The following is an 18599-nucleotide window of genomic DNA, read 5'->3' as shown; positions in this document are numbered from 1 at the left end:
CGCCAGCTTCAGGCGCGGACCTCGCGGAAGGACACTAGCCGCCCCTGCGATTCATCCCAGAGCGCCAGCCGCGCGCAGCGGAAGCTCTCGAGCAGCCCAACCCGGCTCATCGGAGCCAGTTCGGGATGGTCCCGCAGCACCTTGGGCAGGCGGTAGTAGGGGATGCGGCTCGACAGGTGGTGCACGTGGTGGATGCCGATGTTGGCCGTGAACCAGCGCAGCACAGGCGGCAGGTCGTAGTGCGAGCTGCCCGCGAGGGCCGCCTCGTCTCGCTTCCAGACACCGTTGCGGGACCAGCTGGCGCCCTCGAACTGGTGCTGGATATAGAACAGCCAGACCCCGATCGTGGCCGCGAGCAGCATGGTCAGTGCATTGACCAGCAGCACCGGCATCGGCCCGAACAGCCAGACCAGAGCCGCCAGCCCTCCGGCAGCCGCAGCTGTGTTGCCGAGAACGCTCGCCCACGGGCGCCAGCCCTGGCGCATCATCCCGATGGGCAGCCGGTTCATCAGGAAGAAGACGAAGGCCGGCCCCAGCCCGAACATCACCGCAGGGTGCCGGTAGAGCCGGTAGCCCAGCCGCTTGTGCGCCGGCAGCGCCCGGTACTCTTCGACGGTGAGCATCTCGATCGCGCCGAGGCTCCGGCGGTCGAGGTTGCCTGACGTAGCGTGGTGGATCGCGTGCGTCTGCCGCCAATAGTCATAGGGAGTCAGGGTGAAGACGCCGATGATGCGGCCGACCCAATCGTTCGCCTGCCGGTTGGCGAAGAACGCCTGATGGCCGCAGTCGTGCTGGATCAGGAACAGCCGGACCAGGAACAACGCTGCAGGGATGGCTAGCAACAGCGCCGCCCACCAGAACCCTCGAGCATGCAGGAACCAGGCAAGGCCCCAGAGCGCCAGCAGCGGGGCAGCGGTAATCACGATCTCGAAGATGCTGCGCGCAGTTTGCGGCGTCTTGTAGGGGGCAAGCTTCTTGGACCAGGCGCTGGCGGTCGTCGCGTCTGCAGGCATCAATCTATCCAATGGAGGCGGCGTGGCGTGCCGTGCTCCAGAAACAAGGTTGCAATGCGGCGGTTCCGACGTGGCCGGCCTAACGCGGGCGCAGTCGGATCGCGGCGGAACGGGCGTGCGCCGGCAACCCCTCCGCTTCAGCCAGGGCGACCGTCGCAGGCGCCAAGACGGCGAAGGCGGCTTCATCGCACTTCACGAAGGATGTGCGCTTGAGGAAGTCGTAGAGGGACAGGCCCGAGGAGAATCGGGCTGCGCGGCTCGTCGGGAGCACGTGGTTGGAGCCGGCCACGTAATCGCCGATCGCCTCCGGAGCGTGCCGTCCCAGGAAAATCGCCCCGGCGTGGCGGACCCGGTCTGCAAGTTGCTCCGGCGCGGCGACCGCAAACTCCACGTGCTCGGGCGCGATCAGGTCCACGAGCCGCGGCGACTCGTCGAGCGGAGCGATCACCACCGCCCCATGGTCGCGCCAGGACAACGCCGCGTCCTTGCCGGTGGAGAGTGTGGTGAGTTGCGCCTCGACAGCCGCTTCGACGCGCGCCGCGAAGGCTTCGTCATCTGTGATGAGGATGGATTGAGCGGCGGGGTCGTGCTCGGCCTGGGAGAGCAGGTCGGCCGCGATCCAGTCCGGCTCGTTGGCGCCGTCCGCGACGACCACGATCTCGGACGGGCCGGCGAGCGCGTCGATCCCCACGACGCCGTAGACCCGGCGTTTGGCTGCGGTGACGAAGGCGTTCCCAGGGCCGACGATTTTGTCCACCGGCTTGATAGGGCCAGCGCCATAGGCCAGGGCCGCCACAGCCTGTGCGCCGCCAACGCGCCAGATCTCCGTGACGCCGGCCGCCCGGGCGGCGGCGAGCACCGCCGGCTGCAGCCGACCTGGCGGGGTGACCATGGCGATGCGTGAGACGCCCGCGACGGCGGCCGGCACCGCGTTCATCAGGACGGTGGAGGGATAGGCCGCGCGCCCTCCGGGCACGTAGATGCCGACGGCTTCCAGAGGGCCCCAGCGCCAGCCGAGCTCGACCCCCGCTTCGTCGGTGAAGCGCTGGTCGGCGGGACGCTGCCGCTCGTGGTAAGCGCGGATCCGGGCAGCCGCGAAGGCGATGGCGTCGCGCACATCGGCGGCGCATGCGTCCGCGCCTTCCGAGATTTCCGCCTCGGTAACCCGGATGGTCTCGGCGTCGAGCTCGACCTTATCGAAGTCGCGGGCGAACCTCAGCAGGGCCTCGAGGCCCTCACCGCGAACGGCGGCGAGGACGTCGCGCACGATGGCGTCGACCTCCTCCGGCGTGTCGCGCCGCTCGTCGACGAAGGCGGCGAACGCGGTCTCGAATTCAGGATCAGAGAAGTGGAAGCGGCGCATGGCGCGCTCTTTACCGGCGAGCGGCGCTCGGCGCCATGCCGCGGCTAGACTTCGTGGGTCGGCGTTCTGGGCGTGGGCCAAGGCTTCGAGACATCCGCCAACACGGCCTCGATGCATTCCACGCTCGCGCGCAGGTCCCCGCCCCCCGCGCAACTGAGCGTGATGACACCGCCCGGCGCCTCGCCCGGTTCGAAGGTGAGCGCCAGGATCTCGATCACGGCGCCCGGCGCATCCCGTCGGATTTTGCGGGTCTGCACCTTGAGCACGCCGCCCAGCTGCAGGGCTGCGCGAACGCGCTCGCCCTTGCCGGCTTCCCAACGGAAGCGGTTGAACGCGATGGTCAAGCGCCGCGCCTTCGGTTCGAACTGGATGTCGCCGACCTTGGCGACGGCGTCCTGCAACGCGGCCGAGATGACCGCGAGATCCTGCTCGTCCTGCGCCAGAAGGCGAAGCGGGGCGGGGTCAGCCATTCAGAATCTAGTCCTCCGCCTCGCTGTCGCCCTTGATGCGACGGATCTCGGCGCCGCACGCGCCGAGCTTCTCTTCCAGGCGTTCGAAACCACGATCGAGATGGTAGACGCGGTTGACCACCGTCTCGCCGCGGGCGGCAAGGCCGGCGATCACCAGGCTCACGGAAGCCCGGAGATCGGTGGCCATCACCTGAGCGCCTTCCAGGGCGTCGACCCCCCGCACCCGGGCCTCGCCCCCTTGCACCGTGATGTCGGCGCCGAGCCGGCTCAGCTCTGGCGCGTGCATGAAGCGGTTTTCGAAGATCGTCTCGCGGATCACGCTCTCGCCATCGGCAAGGGTCATTAGGGCCATGAACTGCGCCTGCAGGTCAGTCGCAAACCCAGGATAGGGATCGGTTCCGATCTCAACGGCGCGGAGCCGCCCACCGTTGCGCCGGATGGTCAAACCATCATTGTGCGACGTTACTTCCACGCCCGCTTCGACCATCTTGTCGATCAGCGCTTGGATGAAATCGCAACGCGTGCGGGTCAGGCGGACTTCGCCACCGGCCATTGCGGCCGCCAGGGCGTAGGTGCCCGTCTCGATTCGATCCGGCAGCACGGCATGGGTGGCGCCCGTCAGGCTGGTCACGCCCTGCACCCGGATCGTCGAAGTCCCAGCCCCGCTTACCTTTGCTCCCATCTTGTTGAGGCAGTCGGCGAGGTCGACGATCTCCGGCTCCTGGGCCGCATTCGTCATCACGGTCTCACCGTTCGCGAGCACCGCGGCCAGGAGCGCGTGCTCTGTGGCGCCCACCGAGACGAATGGAAAGTCGATCTCGCCGCCCCTCAGCCCGCGGGGGGCCTGGGCATAGACGTACCCTTCGTGCAGGTCGATCTTTGCGCCCAGAGCCTCCAGCGCCTTCAGGTGCAGGTCCACCGGACGAGCGCCGATCGTGCACCCGCCGGGGAGCGAAACCTTCGCCTGACCGCTGCGGGCCAGCAGCGGGCCCAACACATTGAACGATGCGCGCATCTGGCGGACCAGGTCGTACGGCGCGAAGCCGGAGACGATCTCGCGGGTGGTGAGCACGGTTTCAGAGCCGCTCGGCGGCTCCGCCTCGACTACGTCCGTACCCAGCCGCTGCAGGAGCTTGCCGAGGAAGCGGGTGTCCGCCAGGCGTGGCATGTTGGTGAGCCGCAGCGGCTCGTCCGTGAGCAGGCTCGCGGCCATCAGCTTGATGGCCGAGTTCTTGGCGCCGCTGATCGGGATCTCTCCCTTCAGGCGCGCGCCGCCGGTGATGGCGATGCGGTCCAATCCCAATCCTTCGAGGCGACGCTGTTGCGGGGAGTCGCGGGGGTCAGCCCTTCGGCGCGCTATCTAGCGTGCGGGACCGGCGGCGCAAAGGGCGACGCTCAGGGGTTCGGATCCTCATTCGGTGCAGGTGGCGTGGAGGCGTTCGGCGGGCCGGCCTTGCGGCGCCGCAGGTTCGCCCGCAACGCCTGGGCAAGCTTGGCTTCTCGGTCGCTCGGAGGTGACAGGGCAGGCTTTTCGTCACGGGCCATGCTTGAGGGGTGCAGCCACCAGATTGGGGGGTCAAGCAAATTTGCCGCCCATGGGGGCTTCCCGAGTCCGAGTCGTCCCGCTATATGCCCCGCCTCGCCTTTCGCCGCCGTAGCTCAGTGGTAGAGCGCATCCTTGGTAAGGCTGAGGTCGGCAGTTCAATCCTGCCCGGCGGCACCATGACCCCCTAAGCTCGGACGAGCTTAGGGGGTCGCCAATCCAGCTAAACCCGCCTCTACGGCATGGCCTGCAGGCGCTCCCTCGAGACCCTTCGCCCCCGCTGCCGCCTGAGGCGATTGCGGCATTGCGCCCGTGTTCCACGGATCGCGATTGCGCAATGGCGTCGGTTGCGCTTTTGGTCGGCTCGTTCGGAGGGGACATGACCGCACCGAGTTCCGCGTCATGGGCGGCCGCCGTGCTGGCCCGCCGCGCCCATCTGGGCGGGGGCGCGGAGCGTGCGCCCGGAGCTATGCGGTCTGGCAGCGCCCGGCTCGACCGTCCCGAGGGCGGCCGCCGGTACGATCTGGACTGGATCCGGATCATCGCGTTCGCACTGCTGATCCTTTTCCACGTAGGCCTCGTCTATGGTCCGCTGGACTGGCACGTACAGAGCACCCACACCTTTCCTTGGATGGAAGAGGCGCTGCTGGCCACCGGGCCGTGGCGGCTCACTCTCCTGTTCCTGGTGTCCGGCGCTGCTCTACGTTTCGTGGCCGCCGGCCGCTCGGCGGGAGAACTCGCCCTGGAGCGTCTGAGACGGCTGGCGCCGCCGCTCATCTTCGGGGTGCTTGTGCTCGTGCCCGTCCAGTCCTGGATCGAAGCCATGGACAAGGGGTCGTGGACTGGGGGCCTGATCCCGTGGGCGGCACGGGAGTTCAGTCCAGCAGGTCTCGCCGATGGCGTACCGGTCAATCATCTTTGGTTCGTTGTGTACGTCGCCGTCTACGCTGTGCTGGCGAGCCCGCTGCTGACCGCCTCCGCCTCGATCCGGCGCCTCGGCGATCACCTTGCGCGCCACCTGCACGGCTGGCGCGCCCTCGTCGTCCCCGCCGCCTACCTCATCGCTATCCGCATCACGCTGTTCCCGCTGTTCGGGGTCACCAACAACCTGACTGGCGACTGGTACAATCACGCGCAGTCCTTCGCCGCCTTCCTCTTCGGCTACCTCATGGTGGGCCATGCCTCGCTGTGGAAAGATCTCGAAGGCCTTCGGCGCACCAGCCTCGCCCTCGCCTGCGTGGCCTTCCCCATCGTCGTCATCCAGCACGCCCATCCCGGCGGCGGCGCCTGGTTGGGCGTGCCGCGGGCGATAGTCTTCGGCCTCTTTCAATGGACGGCCATCGCAGCCGCCCTGGGTTACGCCGGCCGCTACCTGCGGCGAGCGTCGGGGCCACGCCTCGCGTATCTGAACCAGGCTGTCTTCCCCTGCTACCTGGCTCACCAGACCATCCTCGTGGTGGCGGTTTGGCTGGTGCGGCCCGCAAAGCTGCCCGCCCTCGCCGAAGCGTTGCTGCTGATCATCGCCACCTTCGGCGGGAGCCTTCTGACCTATGAGGCCGTGCGTCGCCTTCCGGTGGTCCGCACCCTCTGGGGCCTGAAGGCGCCCTCAGCCGATGACAGCGAACGCACGCGCTTTGCACGGCGGCGTCTGCTTCTAGGGTTCGGGGTGGCCGCCCCGGTAGTTGCGCTCGCAAGCGTCACGGTTTCGATGGCTGCCTATCCCGACTACAACCACGCGCGCCAGTTCCTCAGCGAACTCGGCGGGGCCGGCTCGCCAGCTCCCATCTTCTTCAACGGCGGCGTGCTTGCCGCCGGTCTTATGGCCGCCCTGGCCGGGTCCGGGTTCGGGTTTGCGTTGGCTGGTATCACCGGAGCGCGGGTGAGCGCGGCCCTCACCGCTCTAGCGTTCGCGATCGCGGGGGCGGGTCTGGTGACGGCGGCGCTCTATCCCTGGCCGGATCCGCGGCACGTCGCAGTGAACCTCGGCCTCGGGATTCAGCTTGCTCCGCTTCTGCTGCTTTGGGGCTTGCGTCATCAGCGCGACCTGCCCCGGCTGAAGCTGTTCCTGGGCATCGTTTTCATCCTGATGGCGACGCTGACCGTGATCACCAAGCACCTGGTGTTCCCCGGCACCGTCAACGACGCGAACGTCGGCTGGTGGGAACGCGCCTACGCCGTTGTGCTCGTGGGTTGGGTGGCGGTGGCCGCCATCGTTCTGGAGCGCCGCCTACAGGTGCAAGCGGAACACGCACGCGACGCCTAAGTGACGCACAGACGCGTCTCGTTATTGCAGCATTCACAAGTCCGTGATTGATCAGCGGGGAATCTGACACGAGGCTGACTCTGCTCCTGCAGCGGAGCCGGTCTGGGGCCTTCGGGGCGGGGTGGACGCGGAATGAGCATTCTTGCACGTCAGCTGGCGGCGCCTCTGGAGACCGCCGAGTTCGACGCACGCCCTTGGCTGCCGGACGAGTCCCCGCTCGCCATGCCGCGGCAGGCGTTCGACGCCGACGCGCCTGCGATCTCGCAGGTGCTCCCCACCTCACCGGCGGGCGTCGCGCGCCGGCGTTTCGCCCTGGCGCTCGGAACCCTGTTCTTCACTGTCCTGGTGGCGATCGGCCCGTACGTGCTCTACGCACGCCGCGGCTTCGAGCCGTTCGAGGTGCTCGGGCTAGGCGTGTTCCTGCTGCTCGCGTCCCCGATCGCCTGCTGGTTCTGCAGCGCGCTGTTCGGCTTCGTCGCCCTTCTGAAGGGCCGCGAGCAGGACGATCTCTCTTTTTCGCCCCGCCCTGTTCTGCCCGGCTCGCGCACCGCTCTGCTGATGCCGCTTTGCAATGAGGACGCCGCGGCGGCCTTCGGCAGGCTGGCCGCCATCGACGTCTCGCTTGCGCGGCTGGGCGCATCCCACGCCTTCGACTTCTACGTGCTCAGCGACTCCAGCGATCGCGTCGCTCCGGCCGAAGAAGCCGCGTTCCTTGCTTTCCGCGCTCATGCCCACAGCCGGGTCTACATGCGCCGCCGGGTCCGCAACACCGAGCGTAAGGCGGGAAACATCGCCGACTGGGTTAGCCGTTTCGGCGGCGCCTACGAGTGCATGATCGTCCTCGACGCCGACAGCGTGTTGGCCGGCGAGACCGTCCTGCGCTTGGTCGACGCCATGGAGCGCAATCCCGGCGTCGGCCTCATCCAGACCGCCCCTGTCATCGTCGGCGCGAGGACGCTGTTCGCCCGCGTCTCCCAGTTCAGCGTGCGCATGTACGGTCGCGTGGCCGCCGCGGGCTACGGCTGGTGGACGGGCGCGGAGTCCAGCTACTGGGGCCACAACGCCATCGTCCGGGTGGAGGCGTTCGCCGCTTGCGCCCGTCTGCCGATCCTGCCGGGCGAAAAGCCGTTCGGCGGCGACGTGCTCAGCCACGACGTGGTCGAGGCCGCCCTCCTGCGCCGCGCCGGCTGGGCCGTGCACGTCACGGCCGCCCTGGATGGCAGCTGCGAGGAGACTCCGCCCACTCTGCTCGACTTCATCCGGCGCGAGCACCGCTGGTGCCAGGGCAACCTGCAGCACATCAAGCTCCTCGGCGCGTCAGGCCTGCACCCGATGAGCCGTCTGCAACTCGGGATGGGCGCCCTGGCGTATCTCGCCTCGCCCCTCTGGCTGGCGGCGCTCGCCATCGGCATGGCCCTGCAGCTGCAGCACCCGGTCGACTGGGGTTCGTTGTGGTACTTCCTCGCGCCTGAGTTCACCCCCTTCATGCTGGGCTCGATGCTCGCAGCCTTCCTGCTCATCGGTCCCAAGCTGATGGGCGCCTTCATCGTGCTGAGCCGCCCGGGCGAGCGCCGCGCCTTTGGCGGCGCGACCGCGGTTCTCAAGAGCGTCGCTACCGAGGTCGCGCTTTCGGCGGTGCTGGCGCCCGTCCTGATGGTCGCCAACACCAACGCCGTGATCCAGATCCTTCGGGGCCGTGACGTGGGTTGGCGGCCGCAGCAGCGCGACGCCGACGGCATCTCCTGGGCGGACGCCTGGCGCGCCATGCGGCCTCAGATGATCGCCGGCGTGGGCTTCACCGCGGGCCTCTGCTTCCGCCCGGACCTGTTCCTGTGCTTCGCCCCGATCGTCTTGCCGCTGCTGTTCGCGGCGCCGCTCGCCGTCTGGACCTCCCGCCGCCGCACCGGCGACGCCTTCGCCGAGCGGGGGCTTCTCCTGACTCCCGCGCACGATGGGGCCAGCTCCCTGCCGACCGTCCTGGGCGGCCACCGCAACCCGACCGCCCAGTTCCCGATCTCGGTGCGCGGCACGGCGGCCAGCATGGCGGCTGAATGATTTCACCCGGGCAAATTTGACCTGGCGCCGTCGGCGCGCTACGCCGTCGGCATGTCCGTTGAACCGACCTACACCGTCCTGTCGGGCGGTCGAGAACTCGCCTCCGGTTCGGCTGACCGGGTCGCTGAGGCGGCCCGGTCCGCAACGCTGGCCGGTTCGACCGTGCTTATTTTCGATGACGCCACGGGTCGGCAGGTCGAGCTCGATCCGTTCGCCGATCCCCCTGCCCTTGCCATCGAGGGCGCGCCGCCCCCGCCGGAGCCCCCGCGGCAGGGTCGCGGCCGCCCCACGCTGGGGGTGGTCGCCCGGGAGGTGACGCTTCTGCCCCGCCACTGGGACTGGCTCGCCGCCCAGCCGGGGGGCGCCTCGGCGGCCCTGCGGCGTTTGGTCGACGAGGCTCGCCGGAGTAGCGAGGACGCCAGCCGCGCCCGGACCGCCCGCGACGCGCTCTATCGCGTCATGTCCACGCTGGCCGGCGATCTCCCCGGGTTCGAGGAAGCGTCGCGCGCCCTGTTCGCCGGGGACGACGTCCGCTTCGACGGCCTGGTCGCCGACTGGCCGCAGGGGGTTCGCAGCTACCTGCAGCGGCTTGCGACGGTGGAGCGCGGCGCGCGCCTCTAGCGCCGGCGCGTGGGACGCCTGAGCTCCGCCTCCAGCGCATGCTCCGCCGCATGCGTCTCCACCGCTAGGCGGCGGGCTGCGTCGCAGGCGAGGATCTGTGCGCCGCGCGTCGCGTAGCCGGCCTCCAGGTCAGCCTGGGTCGGGCGTTCCGGCAGCACGTAGAGGCTGCACGGCGCGGCCGCCTGGGCCGGCATCTCAATCTGCGGCGCAGCCGGCGAGCTCGGGGGCAGCGAGGCACAGCTCGCGATCATGAGCGCGCAGCCGGTCAGCGCGGTGTGGATCCAGGGGCGCATGGGCGTCCTCCGCTTTCAGGGCCTCTTGAGTGGCGCGGGCGGCGCTTTGAGTGGCCGCTGCCGTCTGGCGCACGATGACGTCCACGCGCCGGACGGTGGCGCGCGCGCCCTCCGTTTCCAGGGCGGAGACCGCCGCCTCCGCCTTCGCGGCCGCGGTCTTTCGCTGCTCAACCGCCGCACCGTCCCTCCGCCCCGACCAGTAGAGCAGGCTCACGGCCGCCAGCAGGCTCAGCACGGCGGCCACAGCCATCCACCAGCGGGGGATCATGACGGCAGCCCCAGGCCATAGCCCCCGGCCCGCCGCGTCAGCACCTGGCGCCGCATCCGCGGGTCGAAGGAGATATGCACCCAGAAACGCGCGCGGACGTCAAGAACAAAATGCGAACATCCATCCCGCTCGTTAACCCTGCGGGCTTAAGATCTCGTTGACTCTACAGCCACGCTCTGGCGACCCTGCCGGCCGGTAGGGGGAATATCGATGCGTTTCTGGTCCTTGGGGGTCGGAGCTCTCATGGCTCTCGGCTGCGCCACCGCGGCTGACGCTGCCGACGCGCCGCTCCAGCCCAGGCCCAGGGTCGAGGTGGGCTTCCATGGCGCCGCGGACCGCCTGTGGACCGGCAGCATGATCACCGAGCAGTGCGTCTCGCCGCGGCGCCGTCGCGCCCTGAGCCTCCTCCTGCCGCGCCAGCGCTATGCCGTCGAAGAGCGCCGAGGCGAGCTGATCGGCGAGTTCCTCAGCCCCGCCCCTGCGCCTCACCTCGTGGCGACCGCCCGCAGCTGCGCCGCGGCAGCCGGCGAAACGGCCACCACGCCCGTGATGCTGGGCGGCGGCGCGGCCGGCTTCTCGCGGTTCCGGACCGCGTTTGCGGATTGCATGCACCAGCGCCAGGCCGCCGACGCCGTCGGATCCATCACCCTGTGGATCGACAACCACTGCAATTGGTGAGGCGCCGAGGCGCCGCCCGCCTCAGGCCAGCAGGTCCTTGCGGTCGCGTTCCACCAGCGGCTGCTGCGCCGGCGGGGCGCCCAATGTCGCCCCGGCGCACCGGATTTCGTCCACCCGCTCGGGCGTGAACCCCGGCACGTACTCCACCTCTTCCCAGGTCAGGTAGGGCCTGTAGAGGATCAGGTCGTAGGCGGCGGCGTAGCCTACGGTCGGCAACGCGACGAGGTCGTCCGCGGCGGCGGCGTTCAGGTCGATCATGGCGGGAGTTCCAGGCTTTCTCGGCCAACGCCACGGGCCCATCGCCGTTCCGAGGATTTCTACGTAACAGTCAGATGTGATCAGCCACGCCGCCGCATCAGAAAGGGCAGCGCCACCAGCGGCAGGACGAAGACAAAGGCGCGGCCTCCGCTCGCCATCCAGATCACCGCCGTCAGGGCCAGCGCCGCCAGGGTTACCAGCAGCATGGTCATGGGTCGCATCGCCTACCTCCGCCGTTCGACGCTCGCGGCCACCTCCTCCAGCATGCCGGTCAGCTCGTGGGCGACCTCCCGGGTCAGGTCCCCTGCCGAGATGTCCGCCCGGTAGAGCCCCGACTGGGTGAAGCCGCCGATCAGGCCGCCGAACGCCTCCGGGTCCGAGAGCGCCAGGTGGGTCAGCAACGCGCGGAGCAGGAAATCGTGCGCCACCAGCGTGCGCTTCACGTCCTCCAGCTGCGCTTCAAGCGACAGGATCCTCCCCGCTTCATCCATGGGCCACGCCTCCTCTTCGGCTCTCAACAAGCCGCCGGCGGGTTCGGCTGCAAGAGCAGAGCTGCGGCCGCGGGCTCAGGCGGCCTGTATTTGGCGCGGCTGCGGGTCGTTCGCCGGCGTGAGGCGACGGAGGTGGTCACGGGCCAGCAGCGCCAGGGCCATGGCCTCTCCGGCGTGCATCTCGCGCCGCACCAGGCGCATCACCGCGGGATCCGGCTGTTGCGACAGGGGCGTTTCTGTCTCGATGTGGCGCATGTGGGGCCTCGCGGACGTTTCTCCCGGGACGGCAGCAACATCGGCGCCGCAACCCCGGAGATCGCCCACAGGGGAAGCGGGCGCGGCGGCCCGCCGCCGCGCCCGTCGCCGCCCCAGGGCCCCGGCGGGTTGGCGCACTGGACGTGCGCGCCGCCGAACTCTCGCTGCGGCTGTAGACGACCGACGTTCTCGCTTTCAAGCGTAGCCGCAGCCCCTGCGACCATTCGCACGCACCACGGGAAGCCGAAGGAAGTCTTCGCAAGGCAAACGAGGCGCGAACCCGTCGCCTGGTCCGGGTGTTCGCGCGTCTTCTTTTCGACCGCGGCGCGCGCTCAGCGGGCGTTCACAGGCGCCCGCTCGGCTCTTTTGTTAAGCGCGGCCTCGGACACTGCCTAGGCGTGTGACAACATGGGTCGCCATTCCCTCAAATCGGCGCCAACAATTCGCCTGACAGGTGAACAACAAAGGTGGGGCGGGTGATGGAAGGCTCGAAGGGCCGTCCGTCTGGGGCGCGCGTCTCGGCCCTGCAGGGGCTGCTCGCACAATTGGCGGCCGCGGCGCTCCTGGGCTTGGCCACCCTCGTCCGCCTGGAGCTCGGCGAGACCTTCCAGAACCTGGTCGCCTTCAGCCTCTACTATCCCGTGATCATGGCCGCCGCCCTGGCGGGCGGCTGGCCTGTGGCGCTGCTCACCTTGCTGGGGGGCGGTCTGCTGGGCTGGTACTTCTTCCTGCCCCCAGCGGGGGCGCTGGCCGTCCCCTCCCCCGCCACCCTGGTCAATCTCGCGCTATATAGCCTGTCGGGCCTGTGCATCGCCCTGGGCGGCGTGCACCTGCGCGATCTCGTCGGGCGCCTCCGCCTCAACTCCGCCCGCCTGGCCGAACGTGAGCTGCGGTACCGCACTCTGTTCGACACGGTCTCGGAGGGCTTCGCTCTCGTGCGCGGCGTACGCAACGCCGAGGGCGCCCTGGTCGACTATGTGATCCTCGAGGCCAATCCCGCGATGCTCCGCATCCTCAACACCGACGCGACCATCATCGGCCGCCGCCAGAGTGAGGTGATCCCCAGCGCGCCAGCGAACTGGATGGAGGCCTGCCGCCGCGCGCTGGACGGCGAGCCGCTGACCTTCGAGTACAACAGCCCGGGCAGCAGTCGCTGGTTCGAGATCCAGCTCGCGCGCGTCGCGGACGACCAGCTCGCCCAGCTGGTCCAGGAGATCACCCACCGCAAGGTGGCCGAGGCGCGCCAGTCCGAGATGTTCGACGAGCTGAACCACCGGGTGAAGAACAATCTGGCGCTCGTCTCCTCGCTCCTAGCGCTGCAGGCCCGCACCGCGCCGCCCGACGTGCGCGGGCACCTGCAGAAGGCGGTCGACCGGATCCAGGCCATTTCCGACGTCCATGCGAGCCTCTACCGGTCGAGCCGCAAGGACGATGTCGATTTCGCCGCCTACCTCGGGGACCTCTGTCAGCGGCTCCAAAGCTCCCTGCTTGAGCATGACCGTATCCGCATCAGCCTCCTGGCCGAGCCCGCGGTCCTACCCCTCGACCGTGCGGTGGCCGTGGGGGTGGTGGTCAACGAGCTTGTCACCAACGCGGCCAAGCACGCCTATCCGCCTCCGGCCGCCGGCGAGATCAGCGTCCGCCTCGAACGGGTTGACCGCTCCCTGGTGTTGTCCGTGGCGGACCGCGGGCGCGGCTTGCCCGGCGAGCCGGGCGCCGGGCTTGGCATGCGCCTGGTCCGCTCCATGGTCCAGCAGATCGGCGGCAGCCTGGAGGTGAGCGGCGAAGGCGGCGCCGTCTTCACCGTCCGCGTCCCGGACGTCCCCCAGCACGCCTTCACCGTCCACGAGCCCCAGGGCCGGCTGCTCTAGCCGACCCCTTTACTGTCTACGAAGTGGGAGGGGTGATCTCCGCCCTTACCGGCCCAGCAGATCCGCCAGGGTGACGGGGCGGTAGTCGCGCACATCGACGCCCACGTCGAACTGCCGCGGCAACGGCTTCATGCGCCCGTGGCTGTGGCCGTGCAGGTTGAGACCGCCACGGTGCTGCCGGTTCCAACTGCGGAACGGATAGTGGCAGAGCACCAGGAACCTGCCATCACGCTCGATCTCGGCGTAGGGCGCCACGCTCTCCCAGCCGGCGCCCGCGCCGGGCTCAGGATCGTTGTTGCCCACGATCAGGTGCTTGCGGCCGTTGAGCTGGGCCAGGATCTCGGCGGCGCGACGGGTGGTGCGGGCGAAGTCGCCCAGGTGCCAGACTTCGTCGTCGGCGCCGACCGTCGCATTCCAGCGCCGAACCAGCTCCGCGTCCATCTCGGCCACCGTGGCGAACGGCCGAGGGTAGAGGTTCAGGGTGCGATGGTCCCCGAAATGGGTGTCGCTCGTGAAGAAGGTCGCCACCCGGCGTTTCCCTTCTCGACGTCAGACGAGATCGGGCCCGTCGGCGCCTCGGATGATCTCCACCGCGCGGCGGCGGATGGCGGCTTCCACCTCTCCGCATTCGGGCGGCTCGCGGCCGATGAAATCGGCGAGCTGGCGTCGCGTCTCCGGCGGGTCCATGGCCAGGCGGCAGGCGACGATCAGCTCGAGGGCGAACACCTGCTGTTCGTTTGCATCCATCCGGGAAATCTACGCCGTAAGGCGGCCGCTGCAACGCATTCGCGATTGCAGCCTTGCCAGGGTCGGTTGTGCAAGGTCCGCCAGCCCGACCAAAAGTAGCGCTGGCGGCGGCCGGAGGCCGCCGCCACGCCTTGCGTCAGTGGGTCGTGCCCGCGCCGTTGGCGGTCTGGTCCTGCACGCCGTCGCGCACCGCCTGGATGCCAGCGGTGGCCGCCGCACCCACGCGCTCGCCCAGGTCGCCGCCCTCGCCGTCGCCGCGCTGCAGTTCTTCCTTCACCCGCCCGTAGGCCGTCTGGGCGACGCCCTTGACGGTGTCCACCTGGGTGCGGGCGAGGTCCTTACCCTTGCCCAGCAGCTTGTCGCGGGTCGGGCCAAGGACGCGAGCCTCCGCCGGGGTGGCCGGCAGCGCAGCGCCGATGGCGACGCCGACCACGAGGCCGAGCGCGCCGAGCAGCAGGGGCTCGGATTCATAGGCGTCGGTCGCCCGCTGCTTCACCCGCTGGCCCACTTCGCCGGCCCGCTCACGGACCTGGGCGGCGCGCTGCGAAACGCCGTCCATGGCCGAACGGGTGGTGTCCCGCGCGCCCGCGAAGGCGGAACGCGTGGTGTCCTTGGCGCCCATGAAGGCCGAGCGGGTGGTGTCCTTGGCGCCGCTGGCGGCGCCGGCGACCCGTTCCTTGGCCGAGCCGACCAGGCCCGATGCCTTGTCCGCGATGCCGTGGGCGGCGTCGGAGACGCGGGTCTTCAGGCCTGGGCCGCGGCTGGCGTCGTCATAGTAGTCCCCGTCGGTGGCCGACCGGTCGATGCCGTACCCGGCGGCGTAGGCGCCGCTGTAGCCGGACGTCTTGCGCGACTGGTTTACCGCCAGCCAGGCCAGCCCGAGCCCGATGAGCGCCACCGGGACCGGGTTCTCTTTCGCCTGTTCGTTTACTTTCATCATCATCCTGTTCCCGCTTGCGCCCATGGCCCCGCTCGCTTCGCGGAAGATTTCGCCAGGGGTCATCTTTTCCTTGAGCGCTTCGACGGTGCGCTCCAGCTCAATGCGCGAGGCCTCGACCTCGCGCTCCACGTCCTCTGCGGACTTCGTCATCTAGGTCTTCCTCACGATCTCGGCGTCCTGCTTGAGCTGACGCACGGTGCGGTTGGGGCCCATGTTCTCGGGCTTGAAGGCGGCCACGGCGGCCTTCACGAGCAGCAGGCCCGCGACGCCCACCAGCACGCCGACGATCAGAGACGCCCAGAAGGGGTCCATCACCTTCGACAGCAGGATCACCACCGCCTGCAGCAGGACCATCAGGGCGCCCAGCAGCAGCACGGCGCCCAGGGCGATCTTCCCGCCCGCCTTGCCGGCGTGGGAGAGCTTCTCCCCCACCTCGGTGCGGACGAGCTCGGACTCCTTGCGGACCAGGTTGGCGAGGTCGCCGGTCAGGGCCGAGATCAGCTCGGGGATGCTGCGCGGGTCCTCGCGCGGGGTCATGTCCATGGCGTCAGATCCCCGGGCCGCCGAAACGCGACCGGTCGGTGTCGCCGCCGCGGGCAGTGTCCTCGGAGGCGTCGATGTCCGAGGTCAGGGTCTCGTCCGTGGCGCCGGCCACGCCGCCGATGCCGCCGGAGACCTGGGTCTCGAGGCTCTCGGCCGCGCCGACGTCCACGTCGTCCGCCGCCATGGCGCTGCCGACCGCGCCGGTGTCCTCGCCGACGCCGGTGAACACCGCCGGCTCGTTCACGGCCCAGTCTTCACCGCCGCTGTTGTCGGCGAAGCCCACCTGCCCGCCGGTCTCGGTGCTGCGCAGGAAGCGGCCGAGCGCGAGGCCCGCCAGCACTGCGCCAGCCACGAAGGCCGTCGGGTTGCGGCGGCTGAACTCGCGCACCGTGTCCACCAGTTCCTCGGGCCGCTTGTCGCCGAGCGCGCGGGCGAAATTCTCGAGCCCGTCGGCCGCCTGGCCCACGAAGCGGGCCGCCATCGACTGGTCGGAGCCCGACAGCTCGTCGCCGGCCCGCCGGATCGCGTTGGCGAACTGGCCCAGCGTCTCGGTGGCGGTCGACTTGTGCTTCTCGATCTCGCCCACCGCGCGCTGCTGGGCTTGCGAGGCGAAGTGCGCCGCCTCCTGGCGGGCCTTGCCGATCATCTCCTTGGTGGTGCTCGTCGCGCCGCCGCCCTCGTCCGGGGACGCGCCGGCTTGGCCGCCCATGGTCGGGTCAATGTTGCTCATCTGGGTCTCCGAAGCGTGTCATGCGTGGCCGCTTGGACCGGACGCATCACGCGCCCGGCCACCTTCCGGCCCGAAAAGCCGCAACGCCGCTATGGGGTTCCCGGAAAAGCGAAGCCCCGGCGCGCGGGGCGCGCCGGGGCTGGCCGGATGACCGTTCAGAAGGCGGTCAGATGATCCGTCCGCCGCCGAAGCTGGTGAACCGCGTCCGGTAGGCGGACGCGGAGAACGTCGATTGGAACTGGTTCGACTGCACCTGCAGCATCTGCATCAGCGGCAGGGCGGCTTGGCTGTTCAGCACGGTCCGCGTCGCCGCGCTCTGCAGGTTGGCCGCCCGCTGGACCTGGAGGTTCTGGCGCGTCTTGGCCGCGCTCGCCGCCTGCCGCTTCGAGAAGGGCGTGGTCGGGTAGACCGGCGCCGGCTGCTCCCGGATCCGATCGCGCACGAACGACAGGAAGGGCGGCGGCGTCACCGGACCCGAGGTTGCCGGCGGCCGCGGGGTCGCCGGCGCCGGAGCGGTGACCGGCGGCGGCGTGGTGGGCCGCGGCGGCGTCACCACCGGAGGCGGCGGCGGCGGCGGAGGCGGCGGCGGCGGAGGCGGAGCCGGAACCGGCGGATTGTGGCCGTGGCCGGCGCCGTTGCCGTTCCCGTTGCCGACGCCGCCATTGCCGTTGCCCTGGCCGTTGCCCAACCCCGGGATCGGCAGCGGCGGAATGGGGAGCGGGTTCTGACCCGGAGCGCCGTTCCCGGCGCCTGCGCCCCCGTTGCCGTTCCCCTGGCCGTTGCCGACCCCAGGAATCGGCAGCGGCGGGACCGGCAGCGGAGCCTGGCCCGAGCCGTTCCCGTTGCCTGCGCCCCCGTTGCCGGTCCCCTGGCCGTTGCCGACCCCAGGGACCGGCAGCGGCGGGACTGGAAGCGGAGTCTGGCCCGGAACGCCGTTCCCGGTGCCGCCCGCATTGCCGCCGCCCTGGCCGTTGCCCGCCCCGGGGACCGGCAGCGGCGGGACTGGAAGCGGAGCCTGGCCCGGAGCGCCGTTCCCGGTGCCGCCCGCATTGCCGCCGCCCTGGCCGTTGCCGACCCCGGGGACCGGCAGCGGCGGGACCGGAAGCGGCGGGACCGGAAGCGGGGTCTGCCCCGGAGCGCCGTTCCCGGCGCCGCCGCCCGCATTGCCGCCGCCATTACCCGCACCCTGGCCCGCGCCTGGAGCGGGCGGAGGCGGCGGCGGAGGCGGCGGCGGAGGAGGGGGAGGCGGCGGAGGCGGCGGCGGGGTCTGGCCAGACCCTTGGCCCGGGGTGTGCCCCGGGCCGTGGCCGTAGCGCTCGGCCAGGTGCAGGATGGCGTGCATCACCTCGGCGAGCGGCCCCTTCGGGTCGTGCGCCGCAGCCTGCTTGGCCGCCTCCTGGACCTTCAGAAGCATCGACATCAGCGCCGGCGACAAGCGCTCGTTGGCCTTGCGGCTCTCCTGTCCAGCCTTGGCCGCCGCAGGACGGCCGGCCGCAGCCGGCGCCGGCGCGGCGGGAGCGGCGGCGGCGGCGGCGGGTGGCGTCGCCGAGACCACGGGCGCGGCAGGCGTCGCAGGCGCCGGGACCGCAGGGGTCGCCGCCGCAGCCGCGGGGGCGGCGGGAGCGGCCGGCGTGGCGGCCTTGGCCTGCGCCGCCTCCACCTTGTCCTTCAACTGCCCGGCGACCGCCTGGGCGGCCTTGCCAGCCTCGGCGGCCAGGGCGGCGATGGTCGGCGGCGCCAGGGGCGCGGCCGGGGCCGGCGTCGCGGCCGGCGCCACGGCCGGCGCCGTCGCGGGCGTTCCGCTGCTCTTGACCGGCGAGGTCGCCGGCGCAGCGGCGGCCTTCGCCGCCGCCTCCGCCTTGGCCTTCTTCGCCTTGATCGCCTCGATCGCGGCCAACGCCGCATCCATCGGGTTCACGACCCGAGCAGATCCCACAGCCATCTTGATAGTCCCACCACCTTATTTTGGGTGGGGGATAGGCCCGGCATGATTTCGAACCCGCCAACAAACAAGGTTAGCGAGCGAGTTATTTTGCGGCCAAGGACGTTTACCGTGCTTCTTAAGCTCGAATGCTCACGGTGAACACTTCGTTACTGGCCGCTACCCTGCCGGGTGCACGGCCTCGTCTACTCCACCTGAAGTGAATCGCCGGTGAATCGGCGAAAGGCCCCCGCGTCCGGGCGGACGCAGGAGCCC

The 18599-nt window shown here is 70.3% G+C and carries 21 protein-coding genes and 1 tRNA gene; 6 read left to right on the top strand and 16 right to left on the bottom strand.

The genetic code is table 11. From position 1 onward, the window contains the following. Positions 1-8: 8 nt before the first annotated feature. From VIL67_RS07420 to murA, 4 genes are all read right to left on the bottom strand, one after another. Positions 9-1013 carry a fatty acid desaturase gene (locus tag VIL67_RS07420; protein WP_332048237.1) on the bottom strand — a complete coding sequence of 335 codons (1005 nt, stop codon included), beginning with the start codon at positions 1011-1013 and terminating at the stop codon, positions 9-11. A 79-nt stretch (positions 1014-1092) separates the two neighbouring features. Then, complete coding sequence (gene hisD / locus VIL67_RS07415) at positions 1093-2376, bottom strand: histidinol dehydrogenase (protein WP_332048236.1); 1284 nt, start codon at positions 2374-2376, stop codon at positions 1093-1095. Between the two features lie 44 nt (positions 2377-2420). Further along, positions 2421-2846 carry a DUF2948 family protein gene (locus tag VIL67_RS07410; protein WP_332048235.1) on the bottom strand — a complete coding sequence of 142 codons (426 nt, stop codon included), beginning with the start codon at positions 2844-2846 and terminating at the stop codon, positions 2421-2423. Between the two features lie 7 nt (positions 2847-2853). Beyond that, positions 2854-4143 carry a UDP-N-acetylglucosamine 1-carboxyvinyltransferase gene (gene murA / locus VIL67_RS07405; protein WP_332048234.1) on the bottom strand — a complete coding sequence of 430 codons (1290 nt, stop codon included), beginning with the start codon at positions 4141-4143 and terminating at the stop codon, positions 2854-2856. A gap of 351 nt (positions 4144-4494) precedes the next feature. On the opposite strand from murA, the gene VIL67_RS07400 reads away from it, so the two are divergent. The 4 genes from VIL67_RS07400 to VIL67_RS07385 all read left to right on the top strand — a co-directional run bounded on the left by VIL67_RS07400 (position 4495) and on the right by VIL67_RS07385 (position 9328). Continuing rightward, positions 4495-4569: transfer RNA gene (locus VIL67_RS07400), tRNA-Thr, on the top strand. A 199-nt stretch (positions 4570-4768) separates the two neighbouring features. Next, positions 4769-6652 carry an acyltransferase family protein gene (locus VIL67_RS07395; protein ID WP_332048233.1) on the top strand — a complete coding sequence of 628 codons (1884 nt, stop codon included), beginning with the start codon at positions 4769-4771 and terminating at the stop codon, positions 6650-6652. A gap of 132 nt (positions 6653-6784) precedes the next feature. Next, on the top strand, positions 6785-8707 hold the full coding sequence (gene mdoH / locus VIL67_RS07390) for a glucans biosynthesis glucosyltransferase MdoH (protein WP_332048232.1): 1923 nt from the start codon (positions 6785-6787) through the stop codon (positions 8705-8707). A 51-nt stretch (positions 8708-8758) separates the two neighbouring features. Then, on the top strand, positions 8759-9328 hold the full coding sequence (locus VIL67_RS07385) for a DUF2239 family protein (RefSeq protein WP_332048231.1): 570 nt from the start codon (positions 8759-8761) through the stop codon (positions 9326-9328). Here VIL67_RS07385 and VIL67_RS07380 read toward each other — a convergent pair. Both VIL67_RS07380 and VIL67_RS07375 read right to left on the bottom strand, forming a co-directional pair. Then, positions 9325-9522 (bottom strand): hypothetical protein, encoded by a 198-nt coding sequence (locus VIL67_RS07380; protein ID WP_332048230.1) that lies wholly within the window; start codon positions 9520-9522, stop codon positions 9325-9327. The genes VIL67_RS07385 and VIL67_RS07380 overlap by 4 nt on opposite strands. 1 nt (position 9523) lies before the next feature. Then, positions 9524-9889: a hypothetical protein gene (locus VIL67_RS07375; protein ID WP_332048229.1), complete on the bottom strand. Its 366-nt coding sequence runs from the start codon at positions 9887-9889 to the stop codon at positions 9524-9526. Between the two features lie 243 nt (positions 9890-10132). On the opposite strand from VIL67_RS07375, the gene VIL67_RS07370 reads away from it, so the two are divergent. Continuing rightward, on the top strand, positions 10133-10567 hold the full coding sequence (locus tag VIL67_RS07370) for a hypothetical protein (RefSeq protein ID WP_332048228.1): 435 nt from the start codon (positions 10133-10135) through the stop codon (positions 10565-10567). Between the two features lie 21 nt (positions 10568-10588). On the opposite strand, the gene VIL67_RS07365 is transcribed toward VIL67_RS07370, so the two are convergent. From VIL67_RS07365 to VIL67_RS07350, 4 genes are all read right to left on the bottom strand, one after another. After that, the gene (locus VIL67_RS07365) at positions 10589-10825 is read right to left on the bottom strand and encodes a hypothetical protein (RefSeq protein ID WP_332048227.1); all 237 of its coding nucleotides are present in this window, start codon (positions 10823-10825) and stop codon (positions 10589-10591) included. 80 nt (positions 10826-10905) lie between these two features. Beyond that, entirely contained in the window at positions 10906-11046 is a 141-nt protein-coding gene (locus VIL67_RS07360; protein ID WP_332048226.1) for a hypothetical protein, read from the bottom strand. Positions 11047-11049: 3 nt separating this feature from the next. Then, positions 11050-11316 (bottom strand): hypothetical protein, encoded by a 267-nt coding sequence (locus tag VIL67_RS07355; RefSeq protein ID WP_332048225.1) that lies wholly within the window; start codon positions 11314-11316, stop codon positions 11050-11052. Positions 11317-11391: 75 nt separating this feature from the next. Further along, positions 11392-11571 carry a hypothetical protein gene (locus VIL67_RS07350; protein WP_332048224.1) on the bottom strand — a complete coding sequence of 60 codons (180 nt, stop codon included), beginning with the start codon at positions 11569-11571 and terminating at the stop codon, positions 11392-11394. 479 nt (positions 11572-12050) lie between these two features. On the opposite strand from VIL67_RS07350, the gene VIL67_RS07345 reads away from it, so the two are divergent. Further along, entirely contained in the window at positions 12051-13442 is a 1392-nt protein-coding gene (locus VIL67_RS07345) for a sensor histidine kinase (protein WP_332048223.1), read from the top strand. 45 nt (positions 13443-13487) lie between these two features. On the opposite strand, the gene VIL67_RS07340 is transcribed toward VIL67_RS07345, so the two are convergent. The 6 genes from VIL67_RS07340 to VIL67_RS07315 all read right to left on the bottom strand — a co-directional run bounded on the left by VIL67_RS07340 (position 13488) and on the right by VIL67_RS07315 (position 18344). Then, positions 13488-13970, bottom strand: a complete 483-nt coding sequence (locus VIL67_RS07340) for a metallophosphoesterase family protein (protein ID WP_332048222.1) — start codon at positions 13968-13970, stop codon at positions 13488-13490. A 21-nt stretch (positions 13971-13991) separates the two neighbouring features. Then, positions 13992-14189 (bottom strand): hypothetical protein, encoded by a 198-nt coding sequence (locus tag VIL67_RS07335; RefSeq protein WP_332048221.1) that lies wholly within the window; start codon positions 14187-14189, stop codon positions 13992-13994. Between the two features lie 136 nt (positions 14190-14325). Further along, positions 14326-15279, bottom strand: a complete 954-nt coding sequence (locus VIL67_RS07330) for a DUF3618 domain-containing protein (protein WP_332048220.1) — start codon at positions 15277-15279, stop codon at positions 14326-14328. Continuing rightward, entirely contained in the window at positions 15280-15672 is a 393-nt protein-coding gene (locus VIL67_RS07325; RefSeq protein ID WP_332048219.1) for a phage holin family protein, read from the bottom strand. A gap of 4 nt (positions 15673-15676) precedes the next feature. Further along, complete coding sequence (locus VIL67_RS07320; protein ID WP_332048218.1) at positions 15677-16402, bottom strand: hypothetical protein; 726 nt, start codon at positions 16400-16402, stop codon at positions 15677-15679. 166 nt (positions 16403-16568) lie between these two features. After that, complete coding sequence (locus VIL67_RS07315) at positions 16569-18344, bottom strand: hypothetical protein (RefSeq protein WP_332048217.1); 1776 nt, start codon at positions 18342-18344, stop codon at positions 16569-16571. Positions 18345-18599 lie beyond the last annotated feature (255 nt).

Origin of the sequence: Phenylobacterium sp. (assembly GCF_036563385.1) — a bacterium.
GTDB lineage: Bacteria > Pseudomonadota > Alphaproteobacteria > Caulobacterales > Caulobacteraceae > Phenylobacterium.
Note: the sequence above shows the minus strand (reverse complement) of the source record. Positions and strands in the feature narration are given on the sequence as shown.